This window comes from Simplicispira metamorpha (assembly GCF_004341365.1).
Lineage (GTDB): Bacteria > Pseudomonadota > Gammaproteobacteria > Burkholderiales > Burkholderiaceae_C > Simplicispira > Simplicispira metamorpha.
Genome location: NZ_SLXH01000022.1, coordinates 36,833 through 63,020 on the forward strand (window position 1 = coordinate 36,833; position 26,188 = coordinate 63,020).

At 56.9% G+C, this 26,188-nt stretch carries 18 protein-coding genes and 3 pseudogenes; 14 read left to right on the top strand and 7 right to left on the bottom strand.

Annotation, left to right across the window (positions count from 1 at the left end; all coding sequences use genetic code 11):
* Positions 1-465 precede the first annotated feature (465 nt).
* Positions 466-2,289 (bottom strand): phage integrase family protein, encoded by a 1,824-nt coding sequence (locus tag EV674_RS12120; RefSeq protein WP_119014341.1) that lies wholly within the window; start codon positions 2,287-2,289, stop codon positions 466-468.
* A 641-nt stretch (positions 2,290-2,930) separates the two neighbouring features.
* Between EV674_RS12120 and EV674_RS12125 the strand changes: the two genes are divergently transcribed.
* From EV674_RS12125 to EV674_RS17585, 4 genes and pseudogenes are all read left to right on the top strand, one after another.
* A complete protein-coding gene (locus tag EV674_RS12125; protein WP_119014342.1) occupies positions 2,931-4,073 on the top strand; it encodes a protein NO VEIN domain-containing protein in 1,143 nt (380 codons plus the stop codon).
* 5 nt (positions 4,074-4,078) lie between these two features.
* Positions 4,079-4,381 (top strand): annotated as a pseudogene (locus EV674_RS18020) (HIT family protein); the annotation flags it as partial.
* A 73-nt stretch (positions 4,382-4,454) separates the two neighbouring features.
* Complete coding sequence (locus EV674_RS18025; protein WP_374761698.1) at positions 4,455-4,562, top strand: DUF1810 family protein; 108 nt, start codon at positions 4,455-4,457, stop codon at positions 4,560-4,562.
* Between the two features lie 145 nt (positions 4,563-4,707).
* Positions 4,708-4,959 carry a hypothetical protein gene (locus EV674_RS17585; RefSeq protein WP_206613254.1) on the top strand — a complete coding sequence of 84 codons (252 nt, stop codon included), beginning with the start codon at positions 4,708-4,710 and terminating at the stop codon, positions 4,957-4,959.
* Between the two features lie 250 nt (positions 4,960-5,209).
* On the opposite strand, the gene EV674_RS12140 is transcribed toward EV674_RS17585, so the two are convergent.
* Complete coding sequence (locus tag EV674_RS12140) at positions 5,210-6,481, bottom strand: RNA-guided endonuclease InsQ/TnpB family protein (RefSeq protein ID WP_119014344.1); 1,272 nt, start codon at positions 6,479-6,481, stop codon at positions 5,210-5,212.
* Between EV674_RS12140 and tnpA the strand changes: the two genes are divergently transcribed.
* A complete protein-coding gene (gene tnpA / locus EV674_RS12145) occupies positions 6,480-6,911 on the top strand; it encodes an IS200/IS605 family transposase (protein WP_374761697.1) in 432 nt (143 codons plus the stop codon). The genes EV674_RS12140 and tnpA overlap by 2 nt on opposite strands.
* A 370-nt stretch (positions 6,912-7,281) precedes the next feature.
* Here tnpA and EV674_RS17800 read toward each other — a convergent pair.
* Both EV674_RS17800 and vapB read right to left on the bottom strand, forming a co-directional pair.
* A pseudogene (locus EV674_RS17800) lies at positions 7,282-7,457 on the bottom strand (IS3 family transposase); the annotation flags it as partial.
* 9 nt (positions 7,458-7,466) lie between these two features.
* A complete protein-coding gene (gene vapB, locus EV674_RS12150) occupies positions 7,467-7,706 on the bottom strand; it encodes a type II toxin-antitoxin system VapB family antitoxin (RefSeq protein ID WP_119014364.1) in 240 nt (79 codons plus the stop codon).
* 375 nt (positions 7,707-8,081) lie between these two features.
* On the opposite strand from vapB, the gene EV674_RS12155 reads away from it, so the two are divergent.
* Together EV674_RS12155 and EV674_RS12160 are read left to right on the top strand one after the other, a co-directional pair.
* The gene (locus EV674_RS12155) at positions 8,082-8,762 is read left to right on the top strand and encodes a TetR/AcrR family transcriptional regulator (RefSeq protein WP_119014345.1); all 681 of its coding nucleotides are present in this window, start codon (positions 8,082-8,084) and stop codon (positions 8,760-8,762) included.
* Positions 8,759-10,477 carry an acyl-CoA dehydrogenase family protein gene (locus EV674_RS12160; RefSeq protein WP_119014346.1) on the top strand — a complete coding sequence of 573 codons (1,719 nt, stop codon included), beginning with the start codon at positions 8,759-8,761 and terminating at the stop codon, positions 10,475-10,477. The genes EV674_RS12155 and EV674_RS12160 overlap by 4 nt, the downstream gene beginning before the upstream one ends.
* A gap of 1,022 nt (positions 10,478-11,499) precedes the next feature.
* Here EV674_RS12160 and EV674_RS12165 read toward each other — a convergent pair.
* Together EV674_RS12165 and EV674_RS12170 are read right to left on the bottom strand one after the other, a co-directional pair.
* Positions 11,500-14,535, bottom strand: coding sequence for an STAND family AAA ATPase (locus EV674_RS12165; protein ID WP_119014347.1), 3,036 nt, complete (start codon positions 14,533-14,535; stop codon positions 11,500-11,502).
* Positions 14,536-15,113: 578 nt separating this feature from the next.
* Positions 15,114-15,435: pseudogene (locus EV674_RS12170) on the bottom strand (transposase); the annotation flags it as partial.
* A gap of 118 nt (positions 15,436-15,553) precedes the next feature.
* Here EV674_RS12170 and EV674_RS12175 point away from each other — a divergent pair.
* Positions 15,554-15,997 (top strand): hypothetical protein, encoded by a 444-nt coding sequence (locus EV674_RS12175; RefSeq protein WP_119014348.1) that lies wholly within the window; start codon positions 15,554-15,556, stop codon positions 15,995-15,997.
* Positions 15,998-16,255: 258 nt separating this feature from the next.
* On the opposite strand, the gene EV674_RS12180 is transcribed toward EV674_RS12175, so the two are convergent.
* Positions 16,256-17,065, bottom strand: coding sequence for a hypothetical protein (locus tag EV674_RS12180; RefSeq protein WP_132750445.1), 810 nt, complete (start codon positions 17,063-17,065; stop codon positions 16,256-16,258).
* 238 nt (positions 17,066-17,303) lie between these two features.
* On the opposite strand from EV674_RS12180, the gene EV674_RS12185 reads away from it, so the two are divergent.
* The 6 genes from EV674_RS12185 (at position 17,304) to EV674_RS12210 (ending at position 25,827) form a co-directional block, all read left to right on the top strand.
* A complete protein-coding gene (locus EV674_RS12185) occupies positions 17,304-18,419 on the top strand; it encodes an SAVED domain-containing protein (RefSeq protein ID WP_119014350.1) in 1,116 nt (371 codons plus the stop codon).
* A 13-nt stretch (positions 18,420-18,432) separates the two neighbouring features.
* Positions 18,433-19,680 (top strand): nucleotidyltransferase domain-containing protein, encoded by a 1,248-nt coding sequence (locus EV674_RS12190; protein WP_119014351.1) that lies wholly within the window; start codon positions 18,433-18,435, stop codon positions 19,678-19,680.
* Positions 19,673-21,406 carry a ThiF family adenylyltransferase gene (locus EV674_RS12195; RefSeq protein ID WP_119014352.1) on the top strand — a complete coding sequence of 578 codons (1,734 nt, stop codon included), beginning with the start codon at positions 19,673-19,675 and terminating at the stop codon, positions 21,404-21,406. Before EV674_RS12190 ends, EV674_RS12195 begins: the two co-directional genes overlap by 8 nt.
* A complete protein-coding gene (locus tag EV674_RS12200; protein WP_165887097.1) occupies positions 21,399-22,460 on the top strand; it encodes a Mov34/MPN/PAD-1 family protein in 1,062 nt (353 codons plus the stop codon). The genes EV674_RS12195 and EV674_RS12200 overlap by 8 nt, the downstream gene beginning before the upstream one ends.
* Positions 22,461-22,685: 225 nt before the next feature.
* The gene (locus tag EV674_RS12205; protein ID WP_119014365.1) at positions 22,686-24,416 is read left to right on the top strand and encodes an ATP-dependent nuclease; all 1,731 of its coding nucleotides are present in this window, start codon (positions 22,686-22,688) and stop codon (positions 24,414-24,416) included.
* Positions 24,409-25,827 carry a UvrD-helicase domain-containing protein gene (locus tag EV674_RS12210; RefSeq protein ID WP_119014354.1) on the top strand — a complete coding sequence of 473 codons (1,419 nt, stop codon included), beginning with the start codon at positions 24,409-24,411 and terminating at the stop codon, positions 25,825-25,827. Before EV674_RS12205 ends, EV674_RS12210 begins: the two co-directional genes overlap by 8 nt.
* Positions 25,828-26,188: the final 361 nt, after the last annotated feature.

Here is a 26,188-nt window from a genome sequence, read left to right on the forward strand (position 1 = left end):
GTCTATCCAGCTGATAATGACCCTGCAAGTTCTCGAAAAATGGTGTTCAAACTGAACACATGGGGCTTGCGAATGCCATGGTGGAGCATTGGAGTTCCCATTTCAAGCGAGCAAAAAATGGTGTTCAAACTGAACACTGCTTCTGCTACCCATTCGCCAACTGATGGGATGAGCGCCAGGCAAGTGCTCAAAAACGAGTGTTCGGAGTGAACACAGGGCCTGGGCGGGTGCCTGGCAAGTTCCAGCAGGTAGCTTTAAAAATGGTGTTCAAACTGAACACTGCTCCTGCTACCCGTTCGCCAACTGATGGGATGAGCGCCAGGCAAGTGCTCAAAAACGAGTGTTCGGACTGAACACAGGGCCTGGGCGGGTGCCTGGCAAGTTCCAGCAGGTAGCTTTAAAAATGGTGTTCAAACTGAACACTGCTCCAGATAAACCTAATGGTTGGCTGTGGAAAGTACAGAATTAAACTTCAAAAATCTTCCGAGCTTCTTCAATGGTTCGCTCCCGCTCAGCCTGAACATAGATGCTCGTTGTCTGTATCGATGCGTGGCCCATCAGCTTCTGAAGAACATCAATGGGCATCTTCTTGGCAGCAGCATGGGTGCCGAACGTATGACGCAGTGCGTGCGGCGCTGCCTGCCTGAGCAACGCACGCTGCTCTTCACTCAGCGCAAGTGATTCATCTTGGGCAAGTGACTTCAGCAGCTTGACGACGACTTTGTAGAGACCGCTGGGGGTGAACGGTTCACCTGACAGTCGAGGCGTTCCCTCTACTTCGACAAGGTGCTTTTCCTGAGAGGCTTTTGTGTTGGCGATGACCACAGGAGAAAGAAGAGCATGCGGGCTTTCAAGGTTGTCAAAGTCATGGCCCCGGTCAGCCCAGTGTGCTTTGATGGCGTCAACCACCCGGGGTGGAACGTAAACGGTTCGCCATTTGTTGCGTTTGCCAAGGGCTTTGAGCGCCCAGATGCCCTTGCCAGGAACCGGCTTGAAATTCACTCTTGCCGCGAGACAAGCCTCTTCCCGACGAAGTCCAGAGTACCCCATCAACAAAATTGCAGCTCGGGCCAGGCGTGCTTGAACAGCGGATACGCGTGGGTCCTTGGGACTGATGAGTTCTCCAGAGATGGGAGGAGAGAGTGAGCAGGCCCAGTCCAGCAGGCCACCTTCCTTGGAGAGTTCATCCCACAATTCCCAGGGGAGTGCTTTTTCAACTTCAATGGCATCTTCTCGTTGGGTAACAGCAGGGTTGGCCACCGTCACCCAGGGGTTGCCAGCGAGGTATCGAACTTTGACCAGCCACTCAAAGCAGGCGCGTATGACCTGGATGGCATACCTCTGGGAGGAGGCTGCGAGTTTGCCGTTGAAGGGCTTCCACCTGGGTGAGTGGCGAGGTGCCCACGGTCCACACCAGTGCTGTGGAACATTCGCCAAGAAGTCTTTATAGACTTCGCAGTCGTCCGTGAGCACAGAAGAGAGTTGGACTTTTCTCTCAAGCGAGCACCATAGCAAGAATCGCTCAATCTCTTTGCGATAGGCCGTCAGTGTTTTTTCCTGACCTCGGTACTTGTATAGATAGGCACGCACCGCATCCAGGTCGTTTCGCGCAGATACCAAGCAGAAGCTCTCACATCGATTGATTCCCCGCTCAGACAGGATGCCTCTTGGCAAAGAGCCGATTCGCTCAAGTGGTACGAGTACCTCGACGCTGGTCACGGGCACCAGGTGGGATGTGGGCTCGTCGGGCTTGATGGCGAGGGCTCCCAGTCCTGGAGTTTTCAGAAACCATTTCTCAATCGCCTTGGCTTTGCGGGGGCCAATGCGCGGCACCGGTCGGTACCAGTGCTCACCAAGGCGTTCGATGTGGTTCTTGAGGTCTGACAGAGTGTGGATTTTTTCCATCGCCAGTGCACTGACCACCCTTGGCTTGAACCACATGGAAAGTGAGTCGTCCAGTGTCGCCCCCGTCATGTCGGAGTCAGCTGAGGCGACCAGGTATTCGATGGCGTACTTTGACCAGCGGTTGGATTTGACGGACGTCTCCAGGATGCCCGCGAGCGCTGGATTTTTGGTTTGCAGTCGTGCGACCAGCTGGGTGCACAAACCCGTCAATCGCTTGTTGAGTGCTTCAGGTGTGGCGCAGTTCAGTTCGTCGAGCAAGTCCTCAGAGTAGTACTGCCTGGCAATTAGTGTGAGAGGCAGATGGTTGAGCTTCGCTCGCAGGGCCGTGAAATCGGTGCGTGTGTAGCGAACCACTGGCTTTTCAACGAAAGCATTCTGTGCCATAGAAACCTAATAATTAAATTTTGATAATTATGAGGCTTGTATTGTGCCAGTGTGACTTCTCATGGAATCCATCCGGGATGGATGCAACAACCAAGAGGTGCTTTCATCGCTGGCGAACATGCCGTGGCAAAGGGCGGCCACACTTTACAGTCGAAAACCTATCCCCAAAGAGGGTGCGCAACCCTGTGCATAACTGACGCCTATCGCGTTGAAACCGTTGTCTGGCGCGGCTTGCAGAGGTGTGATTAAATTTTAGTCAGCCGGAATCAGTTAGCGCTGCCCAGCGCCTGCACAGGCTCCTTGCTACTCCATTCGCAACGCTCTGTTCCGCAATGTCGTTGGAGGCGATACTCGTCAATCAATGAGAATAGCCAGAAATATGACCACAAATACAGAATTAGTGGTCAGGGACGCCAATACCGTCGACGGCCATCAAGTGGCTGAGCTATCGACTTTCCCCGTGCCAAAGTTGCGGGGCAACCAGTTATATTGGCAGTTTGCTGTAGGTACCTTGTTTAAAGCGCCTCTGGTGATGCAGACGCGGGGATAGTCGCTTGCGCACCAGCTTCTTTCATGGCCTAGCGCATTAGTCTCAGCCCAGTGAAAAATCATATGTCACAGCAACTCAGGGAGGACAGAGAGTGGCGAGCGACCTATCCCAACTGATGAGCCCCGCAGCAGTTCAGGCTGCTCTGGATGAGTTCGGTCGTCTGGGTCGCAGCGACTTTCTCAACCGATACGGCTTCGGCAAATCACGTGACTACATGGTCAGAAACCCATTGACGGGTGATTTGTGTGATTCCAAGGCCATCGTTGGTGCAGCTTTCTGCCACCAGTTTCCGCAACATGGGCCTCTCAAGCCCTCCGAATTTTCCGAGGGTGATGCCACAGTCGTTACCAAACTGCAAAGCCTGGGTTTTGAAGTTGTGCGCATTGGCGAAGACTGGTCGTTGGAAGAGGTAAAAGCTGCAGTCTCCGCCTACTTCGAGATGTTGACGCTTGAAGCGAGGCAGGAGCGGTACAACAAATCTGAATTCAATGCGGCACTCCGTCAGCGGCTGCGCGGGCGCAGCAAGTCTTCTGTTGAACTCAAGCACCAGAACATCAGTGCTGTGCTGCAAGCATTAGAGTTGCCGTTCATTGCCGGATACAAACCTCGTGGCAATGCACAACTGCTGCTGCGCAAAGTAGTTCAAGCTTTTGTCCTGGAGCATTCAGACCTGATGCGCCAAATCGTGGACGCTCTGGAAGAAGTCAGGCCATCGCAATCCAAGACCTTCAAGGCTGTTCTCGTGGAGCCACCTGCCCTGGAACAGGTGGTCAGGCTCACTTCGGGGCTGCCCAGGCCTCGTCTGCCTCGCAAAGTCGACTATGTCCTGCGTGACGAGACCAACCGAAGATTGGGACGTGCGGGGGAGCAATGGGTACTTGAGTTCGAGCAGCAACGTCTTCGAACTCAGGGTCAAGACGAGCTATTCCAGCGAGTAGACTGGATTTCTGACCGGCTCGGGGACGGCGCCGGGTATGACATCTTGTCCTACGATGCGCCAAGTTTGCCTCGTTACATCGAGGTCAAGACCACCAACGGTCCCCATGCATCCTCATTCGTCATCAGCCGCAATGAGCTGGAGTTTTCCAAAGAAGTGAAAGACGCTTTTTACCTCTACCGTGTGTTCCAGTTTCGCGAATCGCCAGCCTTGTACATGCTCAACGGGGATATATCCAAGCACCTTCACCTTGAGCCCATGGACTACCGTGCTTCCTTTCGTCAATTGATTGGCTGACACCTATGAGCGACACTATCCGCCCCTTTTGCACCTTGCCAGCAACGCGCATCGTCCAACAAAACGAGCATGCGGTTTGGGTGATGGGCTGCTTTCCGGTGTCGCCAGGTCACAGCCTGGTCATTCCCAAGCGACATGTGGGCTCGTTTTTTGAAGTGAGTGTGGAGGAAAGACGGGCACTACTTGAGCTTCTGAACCAAGCCAAACAATCGGTGCAAGCTCAATCTCACCTAGATGGCTTCAACATCGGCATCAATGATGGCCCGGCTGCCGGCCAAACAGTTCCGCATCTGCACACTCACCTGATTCCACGCTACAGGGGCAGGTCTTCAGCGCTATCTGGAGGCCCAGGCCCCTGTCTACGACCAAGTCCTCAACGAACTGCGTCAAGGCGAGAAGCAGACCCACTGGATGTGGTTCATCTTTCTGCAATTGACGAGTCTGGGCCGCTCCGCGACAGCGAAGAAATTTGGCATTGCCGACCTGTAGAAAGCGCGCGACTACCTACAGCACTCCGTCCTCGGAGCCCGCTTGCGGGAGTGTTTTGAATTGGTGCTGACACACCCTTCGTTCACTTCACTCACCACGGATTTTTCCCGTTTTGACTATTCATCAGCGTCAAATTGGCGAGCACATGTACATTCGCTGGCAGTCGCCCACTCGGTACTATGTCGCAGTTTTTCAGCAAGATTTGCTCGGAGATTGGGTGCTCACCAAGGCTCATGGAGGTCTGCAAAACAGACTGGGTACCTTGAAAAATTTCGCCCTGCCGTCGATAGAAGCTGCTAAGCAAGAATTGCTCAGACTTCACAAGCTGCGTCTGAAGCGCGGTTACAGGCTGGTTGTGAGTACGGGCTTACCAACTGAGATGTCTATCATGCTCTAAAATCATAATTATATGTGAGCAATCACTTCAAGCTAAAAGCAATCCAACCTTTGGAGACCCCGTAGCGTCTTCTCGAGCTCTGGAGATGCAATTTGGTCCAACCTCCGAATGGCACCCTCCAAGTACGCGATGTCCTTTTGAGACGCACCGAACTTCTCGAAAAACGGCTTCCACGCACGAGCCACCAGCCACACCTCATGCAGCGCCTTCAGCGCTTGCCCCCTGCTCGAAAAGTACACAGCCCAATGAACTACTCCACCCTATGCGCTGCAAAGGATGGAGTTTCACGGGGAGAATGAACCCCCGTCACGGCCAGTTCCTGACCGGATATTGATTCCAAGGCCCAGCAGAGCACCACACGCGCTGCAGCCGTATCCCTGTTTTCCTCATGCCCGCACTGCTCGCAGCAGTGCATTCGCTGCGACAACTGCTTTTTGGCCACATGCCAGCACTGGGGGCAGCGCTGGCTGGGCTTGAGTTTGCGGGTCGGAGCGTCCACCCATTCGCCACCAGTTTCCAGCACTTTGTAGCGAAATAGCGAAGTGAACAGCCCAGGGGCGGTGTCCAGTATTTCCCGGTTCAGGCCCGCCTTTTGGGCCACCTGTTTTCCCGGTTCTTCCACAGTGCCTGCGCCGCTGCGGGTCATGTTCTTGAGCGTGAGTTCTTCCGTCGCCACCAGGGCATAACGGCTGGCCAGTGCTGCCGTTTGCTGGTGTGCCCAGTCCAGACGCTTGCGGGCTACCTTGGCGCGCGCTGCTGCCAGCCTGTGCACAGCCTTTTTCCTGCGATTGGAGCGCCTGTTGCTCTTGCGTGAAACCGCTTGCTGCAACCGGATGGTCTGCTCTTTATCCTGTTGCCACCAGCGCGGGTTGTCGATGTTCTCCAGCTCGCCGGTGTGCGTTACGCCCGACAGGAAGCACTCCACGCCCCAGTCATAGGCCAGTGCGCCATCGGCCTGCCGGGTGCGTTCTGGGCTGGCCACGGCCACGGTCAGCGACAGATACCAGCGGCCATCGCGGTGCAGGATGTCGGACGCGCGAATCTCGCCGCCCTGGCGGGCCTGGCCACGGGCGCGAATCTGGCCCACGCCCGACAGGCGCAGACTGCCGTGCCTCCAGCCATCCTCGGGTGTAAAGCGCCAACCATCGCCATGGGTTTTGAAACTGAAGCCGGGAAAACGTCCCAGCGACTTGAAGCGCGGAAACCCCGGTGTTTGCCCCGCCTTCAACCGCCGAAAGAAGGCGGCAAAGGCTTTGTCCAGACGGCGCAGCGTCATTTGCTGGCTGGAGCAATTGGCAGCGTCGGCCCACTCGGGCAGGTCACGGCGCAGCACGGTAAGGCTCTTGCACTGGTCGGCGTAGGAAATTGATTTGCCCGCCTTGCTCCAGGCGCTGATGCGCTCTTCCAAGGCTGCGTTGTAGAGCTGCTGGTGTGAGCGCAAGAGCGCATCGAGCGCAACCGCCTGTTTCGGCGTTGGGTACAGCCGATAGGTCGTTTTGCGCAGGTTGCGGGCTTCAATCATGATTGGTTACTATAAATTCATCATGCAAATAAGCAAGCTACATCATTGCGTTTACGCACTTAACTACCATTTGGTTCTTGTGACAAAGTACCGCCGAAAGTGCCTGACTGCCCCTATGCTGGCTGAGTTCGAAGTGCAGGCCAAGGAGCGCTGCGCAGCCTGGGGCGGTAGACTCATCGAAGCCAACGGGGAGCCTGACCATGTGCATCTGCTCATTGAGCTACCCCCAACGGCGGCACTCGCCGAGTTCGTCAATGCACTCAAGACGGGCACCAGCAGGCGCTTGCGCACGATATTTGCTCAAGAACTTGCGGGGGTGTATTCCAAGCCCGTGCTCTGGTCGCGCAGCTATTGCGTGCTCTCGTGTGGCGGTACTCCGCTAGAAATCATCAAGCAATACATCCAGCAGCAGGACAGGCCGGACGACTGAAGCCAGCCGCTGGCTGGCGGCGCTTACCCCTCCAGCCAATTGGGGCGGCTCTGCCTCCAGGCCGCAAGCGGCCAACCCAAATGGATGGAGCCTCTCGCGCTATTCGGGTGGAACCCGTTGCTGCAAGGTGGCAGTAACCGCCCTGGCTGTGACGTGGCGCAGATGGCTGCGTCTGCAATCGCAGTCCTTGTTATTTTGCAAGGACTGTTATTGCGGTCATTATTTCGCTGAATCCGATGGCATTCAAGGCTAGTCTAGTGCCTTTAATGTCGCTAATAACAATCACTGCAACGGACAAAGACTGCGATTGGCGACACGGCCTTGTACAGACCGTCGATGGTTTCGGCCATTGCGTTGTCATAGCTGTAGCTCGGTGGCGGTCAATGTAAGTATTCGCGACTTGAGCCGCCGGTCGAGCTACGCCTGGGCAAAAAACGCGCTGGCTGTCTTGCGGATGTCGTTGGCTCGGCGCAGCTCTTTGACCACGCGCTCAATGTCCTTGACCGCTGGGCGTCTAAGCTTGTTGTTCCCAAGCTGAGCACTATCAGCCCAGCGTTAGATGGGTTCTCGTTCTTCTTGGTCCTGGTCCTGAGAGGCGCGCGCGTTCAGGAAATCGTCACTCACAGTGGAGGCGCCAATAAAGAAGCTGTCCCAGGTGTGACCAAGGGGAGTGATGATGCGCTCGTTGCCCTTAGCGCGAATTTCCACCTTGTGGACGCCCTCAGGCAAACGCACATCCAACGGCAGCACCACGGCTTGGGTGTGGTTGTTCGTCAAAACAGTACCGATAGCCATCATTGCCTCCTAATCTGGCGCCCCCAAAGGATGCCCCTCTACCAATTGCGCAACAGGCTGCTGCGCAATTGGTAGAGGGGCATTCTCGAGCATGTTTGCCATCGGAGTGGCAGGCAATCCACCGTTGTTGTCTGATTTAGCTGTGTCGTTTGCAATTTAAGTTGGCACCCTGAGCCGTCTCATGGCGCACACTCTCTCCCCAATCTGTTCTGGCGCGTCGTCAATATTACTGCCAAGAGTGTTTCCGTGCATACCGACTTGCGTCGTCAATCGTTGGTCACGTTCACACAATTTTTGTGTCCTGATAGTCCGAAGGCTTGTCCAGGTCAAAGAAGTGAACTAATATTCACATAATGAATTTAAGTTCACTTCTTTATGGCCTACCGTAAAACCGAACGCGTCGAAGCCCGCCTGGCTGACAACCGCAACCGCATCCTGCAAGCCGCGCGCCTGCTCGTCTCCGAGGGTGGCTGGTCTGAGGCTCAGGTGAGCCATGTGGCTTCATCCGCTGAAGTTGCCACTGGTTCTGTCTATCGTTATTTCCCCTCCAAAGCCGACTTGTTCGTGGAGGTGCTGTCCATGGTGTCGCAGCGCGAAGTGGATGTGCTGCAAGCCATCGCAGACAGTGAAGACACCCCTTATCAAAACTTGCATGTGGCAGTTGCCACTTTCGTAGAGCGTGCGATGCGCAATCGCCGTCTGGCCTACGCCATGATTGCCGAGCCTTGTGAGCGTGAAATCGATGCAGCACGCCTGGTCTACCGCCACGCCATCAGCCAACAAATCATGCGCATCGTCAAGGTAGGCCAGGAGCGGGGCGACTTCCGCGCTGAGCTTGACCCTTCCATTGCGGCCACGGTCATCGTCGGCGGCTTCATGGAAAGCCTGATTGGCCCTCTTTCGCCCCTGAATGCGGATTTCGAAGGGGCTGACGGCAAAGACCCGGAGGCCGTACACGACTTGGCAGGCCAGATTGCCGATGTCTGCTGCGCTGCCGTCACCGCATACCCCCAGAAAGTCAGTTCCCTCAGCACCATTACAAGGAGACAAGCATGAACGCCCCCATTTCTGCACAGAGCCTGGCCACGCCTGCAACGGCTGACCGTTTTTCCACCCACGTCGTGAAGAACCAGGCTGACTTTCCGTTTGGTTTCAATGCCTTCGATGATGACGTGGTCCTCAAGTCCGTCATTGAACGCGACGCCCCCTGGGCAGCAGCCAAGTGCTCTGCGATTGGCCAACTGGCGGGTGATGAGGCCATCCAGGAGCTGGCGCGCCAGGCAAACCGCAACATCCCGGAGCTCAAAACCCATGACCGCTATGGCAACCGTATCGACTGGGTGGACTTCCATCCTTCATGGCACCAGTTGATGAGCCTGGCCTGGCAGCATGAAGTCCCAACGCTCTCCTGGACGGCCAAGGAAAAACATCCCCATCTGGCACGAGCCGTTCTCTCGTATCTGTGGAACCAGGTGGAGCAGGGGACCGGGTGCCCAACAGGTATGGCTTATGCCTCCTATGCCGGTTTCTGCAATGAGCCCGCACTGAAGATTTGGGCGGAAAAATCCTTGGGAACGGTTTATGAAAACAGCCGTCGTGAAGTGGCAGACAAGCCATCCGTTGTCATTGGCTACGCTATGACGGAAAAGCAAGGTGGCTCAGACCTGCGCGAGACACAAACCACAGCGGTCTACTCCCATAGCGGTGACTACCACGGTGCAACAGCACACTGGTACGAACTCACGGGCCACAAATGGTTTTGCTCTGTGCCCCAGTCTGATGGCTTCTTCACGCTGGCCAAGGTCAATGGTGGCGTCACTTGTTTCTTTCTGCCCCGCACCTTGCCCGATGGCACCTACAACCGCTTCTTCATTCAGCGCCTGAAAGACAAAGCTGGCAACCGCTCCAATGCTGGCAGCGAGGTGGAATACAGCGGCACGATGGCCATTCGCGTCGGTGAAGAGGGCAAAGGTTTGCGTGAAATCCTGTCCCACTCGCACCTCACCCGCCTGGACTTTGCGGTCGGCTCAGCGGGTCTCATGCGCCAAGTGCTCACGCTGGCTTTGAACCACACCACCAGTCGTGGTGGTTTTGGCTCCAGCCTGGCCAAGCGCCCCATGATGGCCAACGTGTTGGCAGACATGGCTGTGGAAGTTGAAGCCTCTACCCTGATGGCATTGCGCGTAGCGAAGGCCACCGACTACATCGAGACGGATGCCAACGAGAAGGCCTTTGCCCGCATCACGACCCCCATGGCCAAATACTTCAACTGCTCCCGTGTGGTCGCGGTGGCCAACGAGGCACTGCAATGCCATGGTGGCAACGGTTTTGTGGAGGACGGCCCCATGGCTCGTCTGTACCGAGAAGCACCTTTGAACAGCGTGTGGGAAGGTGCCGCCAACATGATGTGCATGGATGTGCGTCGAGCAATCCAAAAGGAGCCGAACTGCCTGGATGCACTCATGGCAGAAATGAGCAGTGTGCGGGGCATGGATAGCCGCTTTGATGCTTACGTCAACGCCACAGCGGGTCTGCTCAAAGAAATGGTGGACGAAGAATTCCTGGCGCGTCCTGCAACCGAGGCGATTGCGCGTTGCGTGCAAGGTGCTGAACTGTTACGCCACTCGACACCCGAGGTGATTGACGTGTTCATGAAAACCCGCATCGGCGGTCTCAGCAATAACTGGGGCGTGATGTTTGGTACTTTGGGGCCAGGTGTGAACCAAGCCCAAGCCGATTTGATTGTCGAGCGTGCACGCGTCAAGCGTTGATACGCACGCAGTCGTCGGCGCACCTATAGAAGGCGGGTCTCGCCTGTGATGCACATATCAGCCAGCTTGTCCAAGCTCTAGTACTGGCTGGCTGTTACGTCAAGTGGTTGCAAACACCTCCTGCGGCGGCTGCAGGAGGTGTTTTTTTTGCGCCGTAACCAGCTATGCCGGTTGATGGTTCTCCTGCGAAGGCCATCGACCGGCACGATGACCCAACAGCAAGAGCGGCCAATCAATAGCTGATGAGGGGTCGTGTCGCGGGCTCGAGCGTTCCTGGTCAAGGTGGATTTGAGCTCAGCAACTGTGGCTCAAGCGGTCTTCATCATCTCAACCAGAAGGGGCTTTGTCCGCTTGGAAAGCTGCAGGTTGTGCCAACTTGCCAGGAAGCAGCATCCTGAATGAAATCAATTGGTTACAGTGAGCGACAAACGCCCTACCCCCACAAAACACCCAATAAATGTTGGATGATAATAGCAATTATGAGGCTTGATAAGTTAGCTACTTGACCTTCGGAAGGCTGCCTCAAGCTGTTGAACACAACCAGAAGGTGGCTGAATTAATGCGGGTGGCAGCCCTAGAGCGTGTTATCAACTTTGAAAAATATCATGTAAAAACAAGCACTTATGCTTTCTTCTGCAAAAGTGCTGCCACGAATTCAACCAATGAAATCAAAGGGTTGCAAACAAGTTCATAACACGCTCTAGTGACCAAAATTCAATAAGTTCAAGGAGTTGCGAAGCTTTTGACGTGCTGCAAAAAGGAATTGCAAGCACCTCGTCTCACAGCTCGAGTTGCATAACATCACTTCAAGGCATTCGAGAAGGGACCGCTATAAAAGCATCGGCCCACAGACCGCCAGCTGGCTCCAGGTGCTTTGGGTAAAACAACGATGCAGAGCAATGAACGAGTAGCGCTGTGAGTGGTACAGCCAGCGAAGAGTTTGATTCACCGCGTGGACTCTACCCAATCTCACAAGTCCTCCGATAACACGGCCAAGGCTTAAGGGTATCTTGTCCGTTCACCTAACGAAGCGTCCGCCCCGGCTTCCTTACTTCAATGGCTTTAGCCTGGCCAAAAGAAATCTTAAGGACACTGCAAAGCGCTTGCTTTTGAGGCTCATCCGTGTGGAACATGTACATGTGATAGAACCCCAACGTTTGCAAGACTCCGAAAGCGTAGGGATTCTTCTCAAGGTCTTGTGCCAGCTTTTTAACTCGGTCCATTGGAACCTTGCCAGGCTTAAGTAGCCGTGCAGACGCTTCAATTAGTCGGTAAGCATTCGTCGGATTTGTTTCGACTACTGTCGCCATATCCTCACGTAATTTTTCTGCCGACACAAAGGAACCGCACGAAGCAATAGCTCCTGTAGCAACCCAACCAAAAATGTTGAAAATTCGTCGCTTTATTTCGATTTCCACTTCAACCGCATCACGCTTAGGGTTTTTGGCCAATGCATCGTCTTTCAAATAAGAGACGAGGCTAGGGAGGTCAGCGGCAACCTCCTCCAGCCAAAGCCTAAGTGCTCTCAGTGGACCATCAAATACCTCACGAATCATTTCCTGTTTCCGTGTGCGTTCCAAGGAGCCGTAGTAATTCGTTAGTATCAGCCCAAGGATTTCAGCGGTCTTGTGCAGGAGGTTCCATTTCGAAGCAAAACTAAGCGCCGAGTAGTCCTCTGTGTCGTCATTGGGCTCTGAATCGAGCAGGCTGTCTTGTATCTCCCTTATGTCGCTTTGATTCTTATTCACATCCGGTGCAGGCAGCCGAAGCTGTGCCGACTGCTGAACTAAGCTGTTGATATATGACGTGTCACCGTTCAATTCAACTGGTTTCTTTTCGCTGAAGCAATTTCTAAGCACCTCACAAATCAACCCTATTAACCAAGAGTTCTCCACGTGGTGCGCCAAAAACATAACTGTGTGCGCGCAGTCTCTGAGGTATAGCTTTTTACAGCATTCCTCCACTAGTTCGCGAACCTCCTGTTGGTCCAAGTTCTTCGCGAGATAACGCCCTAAGAAAAAGTAGTAGACGTAAGGGTAGGCGAAAGAGTAGCAATCCCCCCTCTTATACAACACCCGAGCCTTTGTCAATAGGTCAAGTCGCTGATAAAAGTCGACAGTTACGAAACGGTCCGAAAATTCTTTATTTGCGGCCCTAAGCTGGCCCTCGTCGAGCTCTCGTTGCTTCAGTAAGCGGAATCTCCAGGCCAACAAAGAAAGATAATTAAAATGTTCATCTAGCTCAGTAGGCTTGACTCCGACGGAGCCCAAACTTTTTGTTATTAGGTATTGATAGTAAAAGCTCAGTCCGCTATTTTGAATTTCACCATGGCGATGCTGCTCACTGCTCTGCAAGAGAATAAGAAGGTAAAGCGGATACTCTGGAACGAGCCGCTTTCCGATTACAGAGTTGACAATCGATTCAACATCAACAACGCGACGGTCGAGCTCCACCGACGTCGTCACCGGAGCCAATTCGCACCATTTTTTTATAAGTTTATGCCGCAGCTTCAAGCCAAACGGCATAAGGTCATGGCTTTTAAATGGCGAAAGTACCGTCATCGCCTCTTTGGAAGCAAGGTTTGCAACTTCAAATCCCGTACACGCTGTCAGAAAGACCCCGACAAAGTGCTTGTCAGCAAAATCCAGAAAAGTGGGGAGTGTATGAACTCCAGACTTAAGCCTATCGACGTCGTCAAGAATCAGGATTCGCTTCTCGCGTGGAATACGTCTGATAGCTTCTGAATTCGTGTACTGCTCCTCAATTGCTTTATTTATGCGCCGTTCCGCATCGTCTTTGCTCTTAATTGTCAGCGAATGCCCGGCAAGGTACACGGGGAAATAACCCCTGCTGATGAGCTCACGAAAATAGCTGTAGACCAGCGTTGTTTTTCCTGCCTTCTCATCACCATATATAATAAAATTATTGCCATTTAGTAGCTCTGGGATTATAGCAATCGCGCTCTTCGTTTTCTGCCGATTAACGTCTTGTGAGTCCCAGTCCCGAAGGTCAGGCCACACAAAGATGTCTTCCAACGTGAGACGTTCTTTCGCCGTATGCGAAAAGTTGCCTCCGGCGTCATTCAACACGGCAGCAAAGGTTGCAGTCAGCTCGGGCACGGCACTGGTTCGTTTCTCCTTCCAGCTATGGCGACTAGAACCGGGTACTGCTTCAACTTCGGAGACGGTCAAGTGGAATGCATAAGACTCGACCTCCTTCGCATCCAAATCGAAGACATGGATGGAGAAACCTGCTTGTGCCCCTGGCTCATGCGGTTGCAAGGCTGTAGCCTCGAAAAAGAGAGAGACTCCTGAAACCTGCTCCTCCACTTTTCCGACGTTGCCTTCATGCTCATGACCGCTGAGGACGGCTGTACATGCAGTACGCAATCGCTTCCGAAGATTCTGGTAGGCAGCTTGGCTGTACCAATTAAATGGATGATGCACCAGAGCAAGATGCAGCGCGGCATCGGTTTCAAGCTCTCTATCGAATCGCTCCACAGGAAATACAAGCTGCCCCTGCGGCTCTGGCAGACGAGACATCCACGCCGCGTTGAGTGTCGACACCAGTACCTCTTGCCCACCCACTGCAAAGCGCTGCTGCCAGAAAAGGCGTGATGGCATTGTTGGGACAGGAGATAGAGACCGTTCGGCGAACTTGAAGAAATGGTTCTGTACGCCAGTGCATGCCTCCACCATCACTTCTTTGTTTGCTTTGGACGGGGACTCAACAATTGCACCTATCAATGTTTCCCGGACGTCGTCGACTGGTTTCAATACGCAGTCATGATTTCCTGGCGCCACAGAGACATAAATGGATTGCCCCGTTTCCTTTGCGAGTGAAGACAGGAGAGGCCCTAGTAAGTGGTTTTCCACCGCTTGGTACTCATGTTCAGCGCCTGAGAATGCGACGTCGCCAGTGATAGCCACGAGGCATCCATCAGCTCCGCGTACATGCTCAAAGCAAGCCGCTGCAATTCGCTCCGCAGCCTCTAAGCATTGGTCTGTGTCCCCGTGCACGTGAATGTCGCTCAGGTGAACGACAGCTAATTTCGACATTCTTTCTTCCTCTCACCGCCCTCCGGCGGATTCCCGTCCTGGTAAAGCTCATGCGACACAATCAAGGACAGCTATCCACCTTGACAAGTGTGTGCGTTGGCGAAGGGCACCCCGAATTGTTGCAGGGTGACCCTACCGTTGTAGTAAATCGGTTTAGCTATGGCGCTCAAAATACCCATTGCAGCCGAATGTAACCGCCGAGCCTAACAGCAGCTAAATTGCTCAGTAGCAGGCCGAGTGATGCCACGAGGCCTCCGATTGCGCGAATCGGACCAGCCTCAAAACACGATTCGGACCGAAAAATGGGGGGTTCCGCTGGTTGAATTTGTTTCAGATTAAAAGTGGGCGCAGAACTCGAACGCGGTGCTTGCCCTAGCTTTGAAAGCGTTTCCAAGAACGTATGAGGCTTGATAGAAAGGCCTGAGATGCCTGTCCTTGGCACCGCGTCGGCCATTCTTGAGTGGGATACTGCTTGCGGTGGCGCTGGTGTGCCGTGCGGTTCCACTTCCAGGAAAAAAGAGGGCGGCATCGGCCGCCGGTAATTGTGCCAACATGGTCCGGGCGTCTCGCAGGGCCACTTCCTTGAGAATTTCGTTATCCAATGTCTTTTTGCCTAGAACGCGCTGGAGCTTGGCGATTTCCGCACACGCCGCTGCCAACTCGGATGCCGGTACCACTGCCTCACCAACGGAGACGGAGGTCAGTGCATCTTGCCGTTCGAGCTTGCGCCACTGGAACAGTAGGCTGGCGGAAACACCTTCTTGCCGTGCCACCAGCGACACGCTCATACAGGATTCGTAGGTGCGCCACCAGGGCTGATTTCTCGGCGAGGAACCAGCGCCTGCGGCGCTGGTCTTTCAAAATTACCTCGACCGACTCCGTATGCCTAGTAGTATTCATTGTCCCATTCCTATTTCAAAGATAAAGCGATAGGGCTGGGCTAGGGAATCAGGGGGACTATCTCAGCCTGAGTCTGCTCTGCTTTCCGTTAACGTCAACCACAAACGGGAGATAAATCATGGGACTTTTGGATTTTGTTGGTGACTTTGTTGGTGGCGCAGTTGATATCGCGGGTAGCGTTGTGGGCGGTGCAGTTGATATTGCCGGAGGCGTAGTTGGTGGCGCCATCGACGTTGCTGGCGATGTTGTTGACGTTGTTGTCGAAAACCCCGGTAAAACACTGCTTGTAGTAGCGGGAACTGTTGCCACTGGTGGTGTCGCATTAGTTGCTGCTCCCACACTTGCAGCTGCAGCCGGTGCTGCAGGGTGGCTTGGAGCAGCCAGTACTGGCACAGCAATCAGCACGCTGTCTGGAGTGGCCCTTACAAATGCTTCTTTGGCAGCCGTTGGTGGCGGTGCTTTAGCTGCAGGTGGTGGCGGCATGGCTGCTGGTACAGCGGTTATTGCTGGTACAGGTGCCGTTGCTGGCGGTGCAGTATCGGCAGCGTTGTCAAAGCAGTAAGTTAAACGGAACAGGGCAGTCAAGCCGACCTGAGCTGGAGCTGCTCGGTGGCGACGAGTTGCTCTACGGAATTGCCGTCGCTTACTTGATTGCCAACGGCATGCCACTTGGGACAATCGCTCCTGCGCCTCACCAGCTTACCGAGTTGCGCCGCCGAATTCAGGCTTACCTCGGATGGGAGGGCAGCGCAGGAAGCCGAACCCTATCTGTCGGCGTGGTCAATTATCTGCAGGAGAACGTCCTGGCGGCCAGCAAACGCTAGCCTGCGCTGTAGGGTGCCAAGCCCTGCCGCGCAGGCTTGGCTAGAAGAAGATGGTGGCTGGGACGGGGACCGGTCAGTGCTCGTGACGACCGCGCCGCCAAGGTACCGTAGCTGCGGGTCAAGGGCATCAACGGCCACCACGCAGCATCGCTCCACATGCTTGTGTTGAACACCTCAGAGCCGAGCTGCTCCGCACCTTCCAGGAACTTGCCAGGCTGGCGTCTGTCCCTTGCACGAACCGCCAGAGCTGTGTGGGCCCACTCGGGCCCAACGAGCACGATGGTGTCCTTTCCATCTCGCACCCGCTTGCTATCGCGAATGCGCCAGGCAATCTTCTGGACCTCGCGCTCAACGTTCTGCTGTTCGAACGGCGTCAATGACAAAAGGGCGCCAGTCAACTCGCTCCAGCCCGTCATTGGACGTTTTGAAATCTGCTCGCACAGGCGATTGAACCAGGCGATGGTCGCTCGGCGTGGCTTTCGGGCGTGCTCACCTTCATCCTTGGCCGTGTAGTACTTGTCCAGCCGTGCGGAGTAGCCGTTCAGGGTGATGTTCTGCGCACCCGGCGGGAGCCCACCGAAGTTCAGCGAGGTGTCCAGGTACAGACCCAGCATGTCAAGCTCGTCACCAACAACTTGTTGGGCCAGCATGGTAGAGGCGCGTTGGCGGATGTAGTGCAGCCTGACGTGAGGTTCCTCCAAGAGGTCGATGAGGACCTCCAGGTCTGCCAGCGAGAGGCAAGGTGCAAGTGGGTACTGGTTGGACAGCACCCCAGCGTGTGCCACGATGGAGGGAACGCTCTGCACGGTCGCAAAGTCCTGTAATCTCACAGACAAGCGAACTACTGCGCTGACCTTCTCCAATGACAGCGGGAATCCCTACCGACGGCCCTGTTCTGCGTAACTGCCTTCGCCGCCAGCGTCTTGCTAGCGGCAAAGGCCAGGAAGGTGGAGCGGCAGCTGCGAACCCTCTAAAGGGAGCCCACCTCAGCATTGAAATCCACAAATCCGACTTTATCTATATGTAATGAAAACGCATTAACACATGAACCTCACTTGGCTCAAGAGCCTTATCGACCAGTTGGTCTCATTCGTTCTGCGTCCGCGCCACCTTGGGGTCAAGCTCCTGGAGGTCAGTACGCTCGTGCTTCTAGGGCTGGCGGGTGGGTTCGCCTTTGAGCTGCGGGGGTTCGCCGACATTGAGGTCCTGAAGTTCTCCTCTGGTGAGGGTCTGCCTGGTTACCTGGTGTCATTGACGGCCTATATGGCGCTGGTGACTTGGGTCATCGGCCTCGCGATGGTGGTCAGCAGCTTCCGCCGCGAGCGAACCGAAGCGGACGCCCGCCGTGTGCTAGTGGTCGAATTGCGCGGGCTGATGGATACGTCGGACCGCCCGTTGCTCAGCAGCTTGCCCCGAACGGTGGTCGGGCGGCCCATCGACTGCCACATCGACGTGCGGCAACTTGTCTCCGCGAAGCCACCGCAGGTGCAGGAAGCCCTGAACGAGCTCGCCCACATTCGGCGGTCGCTGCGGCAGCACCGCGGCGACACCTCCCGCGAGAACGTCACAGTGGTCGTGGGTGGCATCATGCAGGTTCCCCTCCAGTTCTATGCGGGCACGCTCATTGACGATGAAGGTGCCGTGCAGCTTTTCGACTGGGAGCGCAACGAGAAGCGCTGGAAAGCCCTGACGGAGAGCGACGATAAGAGTCGTTTCGCTGTAACAGGCATGAATTCCGTTGACGATGCCCCCGAGGTCGTTCTCGCGGTTTCAGCATCGTACGAAGTCGCCTTCAAGGACATCGCCGCGACGTTCCCGGGCCTTCCGGTTGTGCATCTTGCGCGGCCGAACCCGCTGCCGAACGCGTTGTGGTCCGAGGCGAATCAGGCGGCGCTCACGCATCAGTTCCTGCAGGCACTCGCCGCACTGGCCAATTACGGCGTCAGGACGGTGCATCTGATTCTGGCCGCGCCGGCTACCCTGTCCATCCGCTTTGGCATGGCCTACGACGGGCGGAACATGCCGCAGCTTCGTTGCTACCAGCGAGAAGCTGGCCAGCTCCCGCCCTATCCCTGGAGCGTCCAGATGCCCAAGGACGACCAACCGGTTAAGTTTCTGGCCACCTCCTTGCACTCCGAAGACCCCGCCCTCGCCGCCTAACCCTGGAGCCCCTATGGACCCGCAGACCGCGCCTCCCCAGCCTTCGCCAAAGCGTCGCCTCGTCCTCGAGGCGCTCGCTGCGCGCAACGAGAACCAACAGTGGGAGGACTTCATCGCCCGCATGCTGCTCAAACTCGAGCTCACGCCCGAGAAGCAGGCGGCCGCTAGGAAGCGCTATGAAGAGTTGGGCCGCCACGTTGCACGACACATGGGCATCGGAGAGACAGACGCCCACGTCGTAGTGCAAGGCTCGATGAGGACGCAGACAACCATTGCTGGAGACGGCCGTGAGAAGTTCGACCTGGACATCGTGGTCAAGCTGTGCGGTGCAGAGTTCCAAGGCCTCAAGCACTCCGAGGATTTTTTCCAGAGGTTCGGCGCAGCGCTCCATGGCATAGAGGGCGCTGGCACGCCAGAGCCAAAGAACCGCTGCTGGCGGCTGCAGTACCCCGGAGAGCCGTTCTACTTCGACGTCACGCCGGCCATCCCGCTATCTGAGGAAATCACTGGCACGGACCTGCGGGTGCGCGACAAGAAGAAGGTCTGGAGCCCGTCCAATCCCGAGGAGTTCGCCGACTGGTTCTGCACAATTGCCAATAAGCGCTTCGCCTTCCAGGAACGCATGGTCAAGTCCGCCCTCGCGTTTGAAGCCAGGACGACCGTAGACCCGCTGCCTCAGACCAAGGTGGCACTGGACGACATCCTGCGACGCCTTGTGCAGTTGATGAAATTGCACCGGGACGGCTATTACAAGAACTTGCCCGACGCGCAAGGCGACGCCCGCCCCATCTCCGTCATCCTGGTCACGCTGGCCACTCACGCATACAACGAGATGGTCACCAACGAGCGCCACAACTACTCCTCCGCCATTGAGGTGGCGCTGGAGGTCATTGACCGGATGCCCCGGTTCATCCGGCGTGTCAACGGGCTCGCCTTTGTGGACAACCCAGCGTTACCCGGCCGAGCCGGCGAGAACTTCGCCGACCGCTGGAACACGGACGGCGGCATGCGCGCCAAGGAGTTCAAGACTTGGCATGAACGGCTGGTGGAGGACCTTGAGGCTATGTTCTCCGAGGAATACACCAAGCGCACCGAAGGCCGCATCCGCGCCGTATTCGGCGCGCCGGGCGTCCAGGCCTGGAAGGACAGCCAACCCTCCATGCCGACCATCTTGAGCGGCCTGCTGGCAACGGCCCCCTCCCAGCCGCGTAGCCAGCCCCAGGCACCCCGCAGCAGTGGGTCGAGGGACACGCTTGCCTGACCATGCTGTCGCACTGACCCACTTCGACAAGGCTGCGGCCGCTGTCGAGGCGTGGCTGGATGGGCCCGGCGCCGCCTTCGCGACGCGCACCCGCCAGCTAGACCCGCGCCGCAAGGCCGCCTCCTGGGACATTGAACTGCAGCACGCGGCCCATGGGCGTCAGCGCATCAGCATCTACATTACCCGGGACTTCCCGGCGACGCCGCCGCAGGTCCGCTTCGACAAGAGCTTGTGTCTTATCCTGCCTCATATCGAGGAGGACGGCAGGTTCTGTCATGGTGTAGAGGCTGTTCCGGCCGACTTTGCAGACCCGATTGAGGCGATGAAGGAGGTGCTCCGGCGGCTTGGCGCCTTCTGGGCCAGCTCCCATGACCCTGCTTGGGTGGTTAACGAGTTTCAACGAGAAAGCCTGTCATACTGGTTCCGTTTTTGCCTTCAGCAGAAGTCCGTCCGAGGGGCGCCCGGTGCCTCTAGCATCCGCATCTGCCTAACAGAACTCGAGGGAGCCGCCGAGGGACGAGTTGCCGCGTACTTCAAAAAGGACCAGAAGGCGCGCAGCGACCTCATGGTGGCCACGGTCGGTGAAGCTGACCCCCATGGGCTTGCTGTGCGGCACGAATGGGCTCAAGGCACGCTCGCCCGCGGCGCCGCGCTCTTTGTGCCATTGCCTGTCAACCAAGCCTGGGCCCCGCAGAACTGGCCGAGGACGTTGGACCAACTTGAGCATTTGGTGGCCCAAGCCACCGACCAGACGCTGTCCGTGAAGCAGTGGCTTGAGAACAACCAAGAAAAGTCAAAGGCGTTCCTCGTGGTGCTCGTGCAGGGCAAGACTTGCTACGGCTACTTGGTCTATCCGCCACCCGTTAAGCACGTTATGGAGGCAACCATCTTCCCGATGCCTCTCGACCGTGTGGATGCTAATTGGGCTCTGGCGCGAGACTACGGAATCGATGTGCTGGAGCTGCGGCGCAAGAGGCGCGTCCTAGTCCTTGGGTGCGGGTCACTCGGAACACCGGTCGTGGAGCTCCTCGCACGGGGGGGCTTCGGGGAACTTCACTTAGTGGACAAGGAGTTTTTCAGTTCAGAGAACGTCGCTCGGCACCTCCTGGGCGCGAAGGACATAAGCGCCGCCAAATCTCACGAGCTCGCCAAGCGGATTCGGCAGCAGGTGCCGGGCATTGCGCTCAAGGCTTACCGCGCCCCGGCGATAGATTGGATTCACGACCAGTGCAAGCCCGGGGCGTACGACATGGTCGTGGACTGCACGGGGGAGAGCACCGTCCGGACCGCACTGGCTTATCTACGGCAAAAGAGCCTGGGGCCTTGCGTAGTGGCTCACGCCTGGATGGAGCCATTCTGCGCCGCGGCGCATGTCGTGCTGCTGCAGCCCGGTGACGACTGGCCGGCGACCGACCCGCGAGACAAGGTTAATGTCGCCAGGTGGCCTAACGACACCCGCGTGCAGCTCCCAGCTTGTAATGCCGGCTTTCACCCATACGGTGCTGCGGACGTGTTCCAGGCGGCAGGATTCGTGGCCGAGAGGCTGCTGGCTGCCATCGACGGCAAAGTCTCGCAATCGGTCGTTTGCAGCTGGGTGCGTTCTGCCACCTTCTTCGAACAGCTCGGGGTTGATGTTCAGCTTGGTCCCCTGGTGCCGTCGGCGGTTTCCGGCATGGACGCCGTGCAGACCACGCGCAAGTACTCGGACGTCTTCGGCAATGGCTAGCAACACGCTCATCTACCGAATCCCCGGAGCATCTTGGGTACTGGAACTACCGGTCGAAGCGCTCGAGACACTTCAGTCGCACACACAGCGTCGCTGGTGGTCCAAGGAGGCGGCAGGGCAGCTTTTCTCCGCCGCCCCAGGGCAGTCCTCAGTGCGAGTGGATGCAGTCACCCGGCTGCCACCAAAAGTGGCGTCCCGGACGGGAATGCGATTGGACATCCCGGCAGTGGTCAAGGAGCGCGAGCTGCTGTTCAAGGAGGGCCTGCATTGCCTGGGGTTCTGGCATACACATCCGGAGCCGACGCCCTCGCCTTCCTCCGACGACATCGCTCTGGCGGCTGAACACGCCCGCGCTGGCCAATCGGGATTCACCGGTTTGGTCTTCGCCATCCTGGGCACGGCCCCAGCTCCCGACGGTCTCGGCGTTTGGGTCCATGACGGGACGGCGCTCTGGCGAGCCCTTCCAGAGAAACCAGCGCCGGCGCCCTCTCCGGCGGGCGCTGCTATCCTGAATCCAATGCGCGAGCACTACATCTCAGTTGACATCGAGACGTCCGGTCCCATCCCGGGCGATTACAGCATCCTCTCGTTGGGAGCATGCGCAGTAGACAACGACGAGAAAACGTTCTATGCTGAGCTCAAGCCCCTGAACGACAACTCAGTGCCGGAAGCTCTGGCAGTGACTGGATTCACTCTCGAGGAGCTTGCGCGCGATGGGGTCGAACCTCGCGTGGCGGTGGCGAACTTTGCCGTCTGGCTTGCGAAGACCGTTCCTTCCGGAGCCAAGCCAGTTTTCGTTGGCCTGAACGCCCCGTTCGACTGGAGCTTCGTAAACTACTACTTCGTACACTTCGGCGGTGCCAATCCGTTCGGTCACTCGGCTCTGGACATCAAGGCGCTGTACATGGGCGCTACTGGCTGCTTGTGGGCGCAAACCACGTCAGCCCAAATGGCAAATAGACTTCACCCCAAAAAGAAGGGGACGCACAACGCACTGGACGATGCTCTATACCAAGCCGAACTTTTCAGGCTGGTGCGCGGCTTGCCCGGCTAACGCCTGAGAACACACTGATGCATCCGCTCGTCATCGCTGGCGCGGCGGGTGTCAAGCGCACCCCACATCTGGAGGGACTTAATTGCAGTTGAGGGACTTTACAGGGGTGTCAAGGTCGGATGGAGAGTTCGAGAGCAAGTAGCGCACTTGCACAAGCTGTTGGCCGCTCTCCGCATGACGTAAACTTTGAGCCAAGCTACGGTGGGAACTAGCAAAGGAGATAGTTTGGCGCGCATCCGCAAGATAGAAATTCGAAATTTTCGGGCGGTCTGTTCCCTGGAATGGTGTCCGTCTCCCGGGGTGAACTGCCTCATTGGCCCGGGTGACAGCGGCAAGTCCACCATCCTTGATGCCATCGACTTCTGCCTTGGTGCCCGTCGAAACCTGGCTATTGCAGACACCGACTTTCACGCGCTTGATGTCACTCAGCCTATCGGCATCGCTGTGACGCTTGGTGATTTGGCAGACTCGATGCTGAGCATCGAAAGTTATGGCGAGTACCTTCGGGGATTCGATGCGGCTACTGGCAACGTCGAGGACGAGCCCCGTAAAGGGCTGGAAACCGTCCTGACCGTTCACTTTGCGGTCAGGGCTGACCTTGAACCCGTTTGGTCGCTTTTTTCAGAGCGGACAGCGAGCGTAGACCCTCCTCGTGGCCTACCTTGGAAGGAGCGTGCGGCCATCGCGCCCTCTCGCCTAGGAAATCATCCCAGTTCAAACTTGTCTTGGACAAGAGGTTCAGTGCTGAACCGACTCTTCGAGGAGAGAGCAGACATCGGTGCGGAGCTGGTTCAAGCTGCACGTGAGGCCAGAGCCGGATTTGGCACTAAAGCTGCACCGCAGTTGGCGGCAACCCTGAAGACGGTCACCGACACGGCAAACGGGCTCGGAGTCTCCGTTGGGAGCAGGGCGACCGCGCTGCTTGACGCGCATTCGGTGTCGTTTGGTGACGGAGCGATATCACTTCACAACGCAGCGGGTATCCCGCTGCGTTGTCTAGGAACAGGCTCAACGCGACTGCTGATAGCCGGACTTCATCGTGCCGCAGGGAATACGGCCAACATCGTGTTGGTCGATGAAATTGAGTACGGCCTCGAGCCGCATCGCCTGACCAGACTGCTGGGCTCATTGGGGGCGAAGGAGACTTCGACGCCGCTTCAAGTGTTCATGACCAGTCATTCGCCTGTTGTCTTGCGCGAGCTGGCTGGCAGCCAGCTCTTCGTCGTGCGTAGCACTGGCGGGACCCATCAAGCATTGACGGTTGGCGCGAGTGATGATGCTCAGAGCACTATCCGTTGCTACCCCGAAGCGTTCCTGGCTCGCACAGTCATCGTCTGTGAAGGTGCAAGTGAGGTCGGTCTAATTCGAGGCTTGGATGAGTATTGGACCAGCAAAGGATATCGGTCCCTTCGCGCCTCTGGGGTTGACTATGTAGATGCGTCCGGCGGCGATGCCGACAGGTGCTTTCGCCGGGCGGCTGCGTTCCAGCAGCTGGGCTACCGTGTCGCCGCGATGCAGGACAACGATAAAGAGCCGACTGTCGCCTTCGTCGCAGCCTTCGAGGCTGCGGGTGGGTACCACGCGATTTGGCGCGACCGCAGAGCTCTGGAGGACGAGTTGTTCGCGAGTCTTCCCACGACTGCAGTCACGGCACTACTCCAGAGGGGCCTTGAACTGATGCCTGATGGTGTCGTTGACCAGCACATCCGTACTCGCTCGTCTGGAAAAATCTCGTTGGCTGTCGTTCAAGCAGAGGGTGCAGCTGGCAGCTATTCGGCTGCGACGCGCGCTGTCCTGGGGGAAGCTTCCCGAATTCGCAAAGCGGGCTGGTTCAAGTCCATCACCAAGATGGAGGACGTCGCGCGGGACATCGTTGGTCCCGCGCTCGAGCATTCGGATGCCGGATTCGTAGGCATCATCAATGGCCTGTTCAGTTGGGCCCACGCCGATGCCTGAGTTAGATATTCTGAATCTAAGCCGAGGCGCCGTCACGGCGCCCGCAGGGTGCGGCAAGACTCAACTCATCGCTGACTCCCTGAAGCTGCAAGGGGGCGCCAAGCCTGCGCTGGTCTTGACCCACACAAACGCAGGGAAGGCGGCGCTGGAGGCTCGGCTTGCAAAGGCGAAGGTGCCGAGGGACGCGTACCGTGTCTCAACCATCGATAGCTGGTCCGTCCGCCTCATCTCGAAGTTTCCCGCGCGCAGCGGTCACAAGCCCGACATCCTTCGGCTGGAGAATCCCGCAACGGACTACCCCGCTGTTCGCAACGCCGCATGGAAGCTTTTGGCCAGTGGTGACATTGCCGGTGCGCTTGCGGCCACCTACTGCCGGCTCCTGGTCGACGAGTACCAAGACTGCACCATTCCGCAGCACCAGATTGTTGATTGGGCTGCGGGCGTATTGCCGACCTGCGTGTTGGGAGACCCTCTGCAGGCCATATTCGGTTTTCGCGAACCGACCGTGGATTGGACTAAAGATGTCCATCACCTTTTTCCCTCCGTTGGCGAGTTGTCTACGCCGTGGCGTTGGAGGAACGCTGGTGCTGACAACCTTGGCCGTTGGCTGTTGGAGTCCCGTGCTCAGCTTATGGCGCGGAAGCCTATCGACCTCAGTAACGCACCCGCTGAAGTGACCTGGGTGCAGTTGCCTGCTGACGTGAATGCCGCGCACTTGAAACGACTGGAAGCGGCAATGACGAAGGCACCGACGCCACAAGGGACGGTACTGGTGATTGGTGACAGCACAAACCCAACGGGCCAACGGCAAGTTGCCTCTCAGACTCCCGGTGCTACCACTGTCGAAGCGGCGGACCTTCGAGACCTGACGGCTTTTGGGCGTAACTTCGATGCTGCATCAAGCAACTCGCTGCCCGCCTTGGTTGAGTTCGCCGCTGAGCTCATGACAAACCTGGGCGGAAAGGAACTCCTACGACGCGTTGATTCCCTGTCCAAAGGGACGGCAAGGAAAGAGGCCAATGCCGCTGAGGCGAGAGCTTTGGACTTCATGAAAGTGCCTTCCTATGCGACAGCGCTGGCAGCGTTGCAGGCATTCGAGAATGTCGATGGCGTGCGTGTTTATCGGCCGGAGGTGCTTCACGTCTTGAAGGGTGCGCTTCAGACCGCAGGCCGAGGTGAATGCTCGTTCCTGGAAGCAGTGGTGCATGCACGGGAGCGCAATCGTCACATAGGCCGCTCGGTGGCCCGGCGAGCGGTAGGCAGCACCCTGTTGCTCAAAGGGCTGGAGGCGGACGTAGCGGTAGTGTTGAATCCTGCTGCCATGGACGCGCGGCACCTCTACGTAGCGCTCACCAGAGGCGCGAAGAGGCTTGTGGTGTGCTCTCAGAGTCCAATGTTGATTCCAACATAGTCGCGTGACAGTGCGACGAAACATCTAGGGACTGCATGAAAACAGGATTCGACCCGCAACTAGGGGCAAATGTCACCATTCAGCAATATCACCACCACTATGGCGCGAAGCTTGGCGGATATGGAAAGCCACGAATCCGTCCAAGTGTCATCTGCCCTGCTTGCAGTGAGTCACTGCATACAGTTGGTGAGTCTGGTGTGCTTTGATTGACGCCACATGGGCGCATGACCCGTCACCGAAAAGTTGGTACCCCATCAAAGTCGGAAGAAATCGGTGACCCCCTGAGCTGCTACTACAGCTGCATGCTAGCATTTCTGGTGGCATCTCTAATGCCCGCGCTAGCCTGAACAGCGTGGTGATG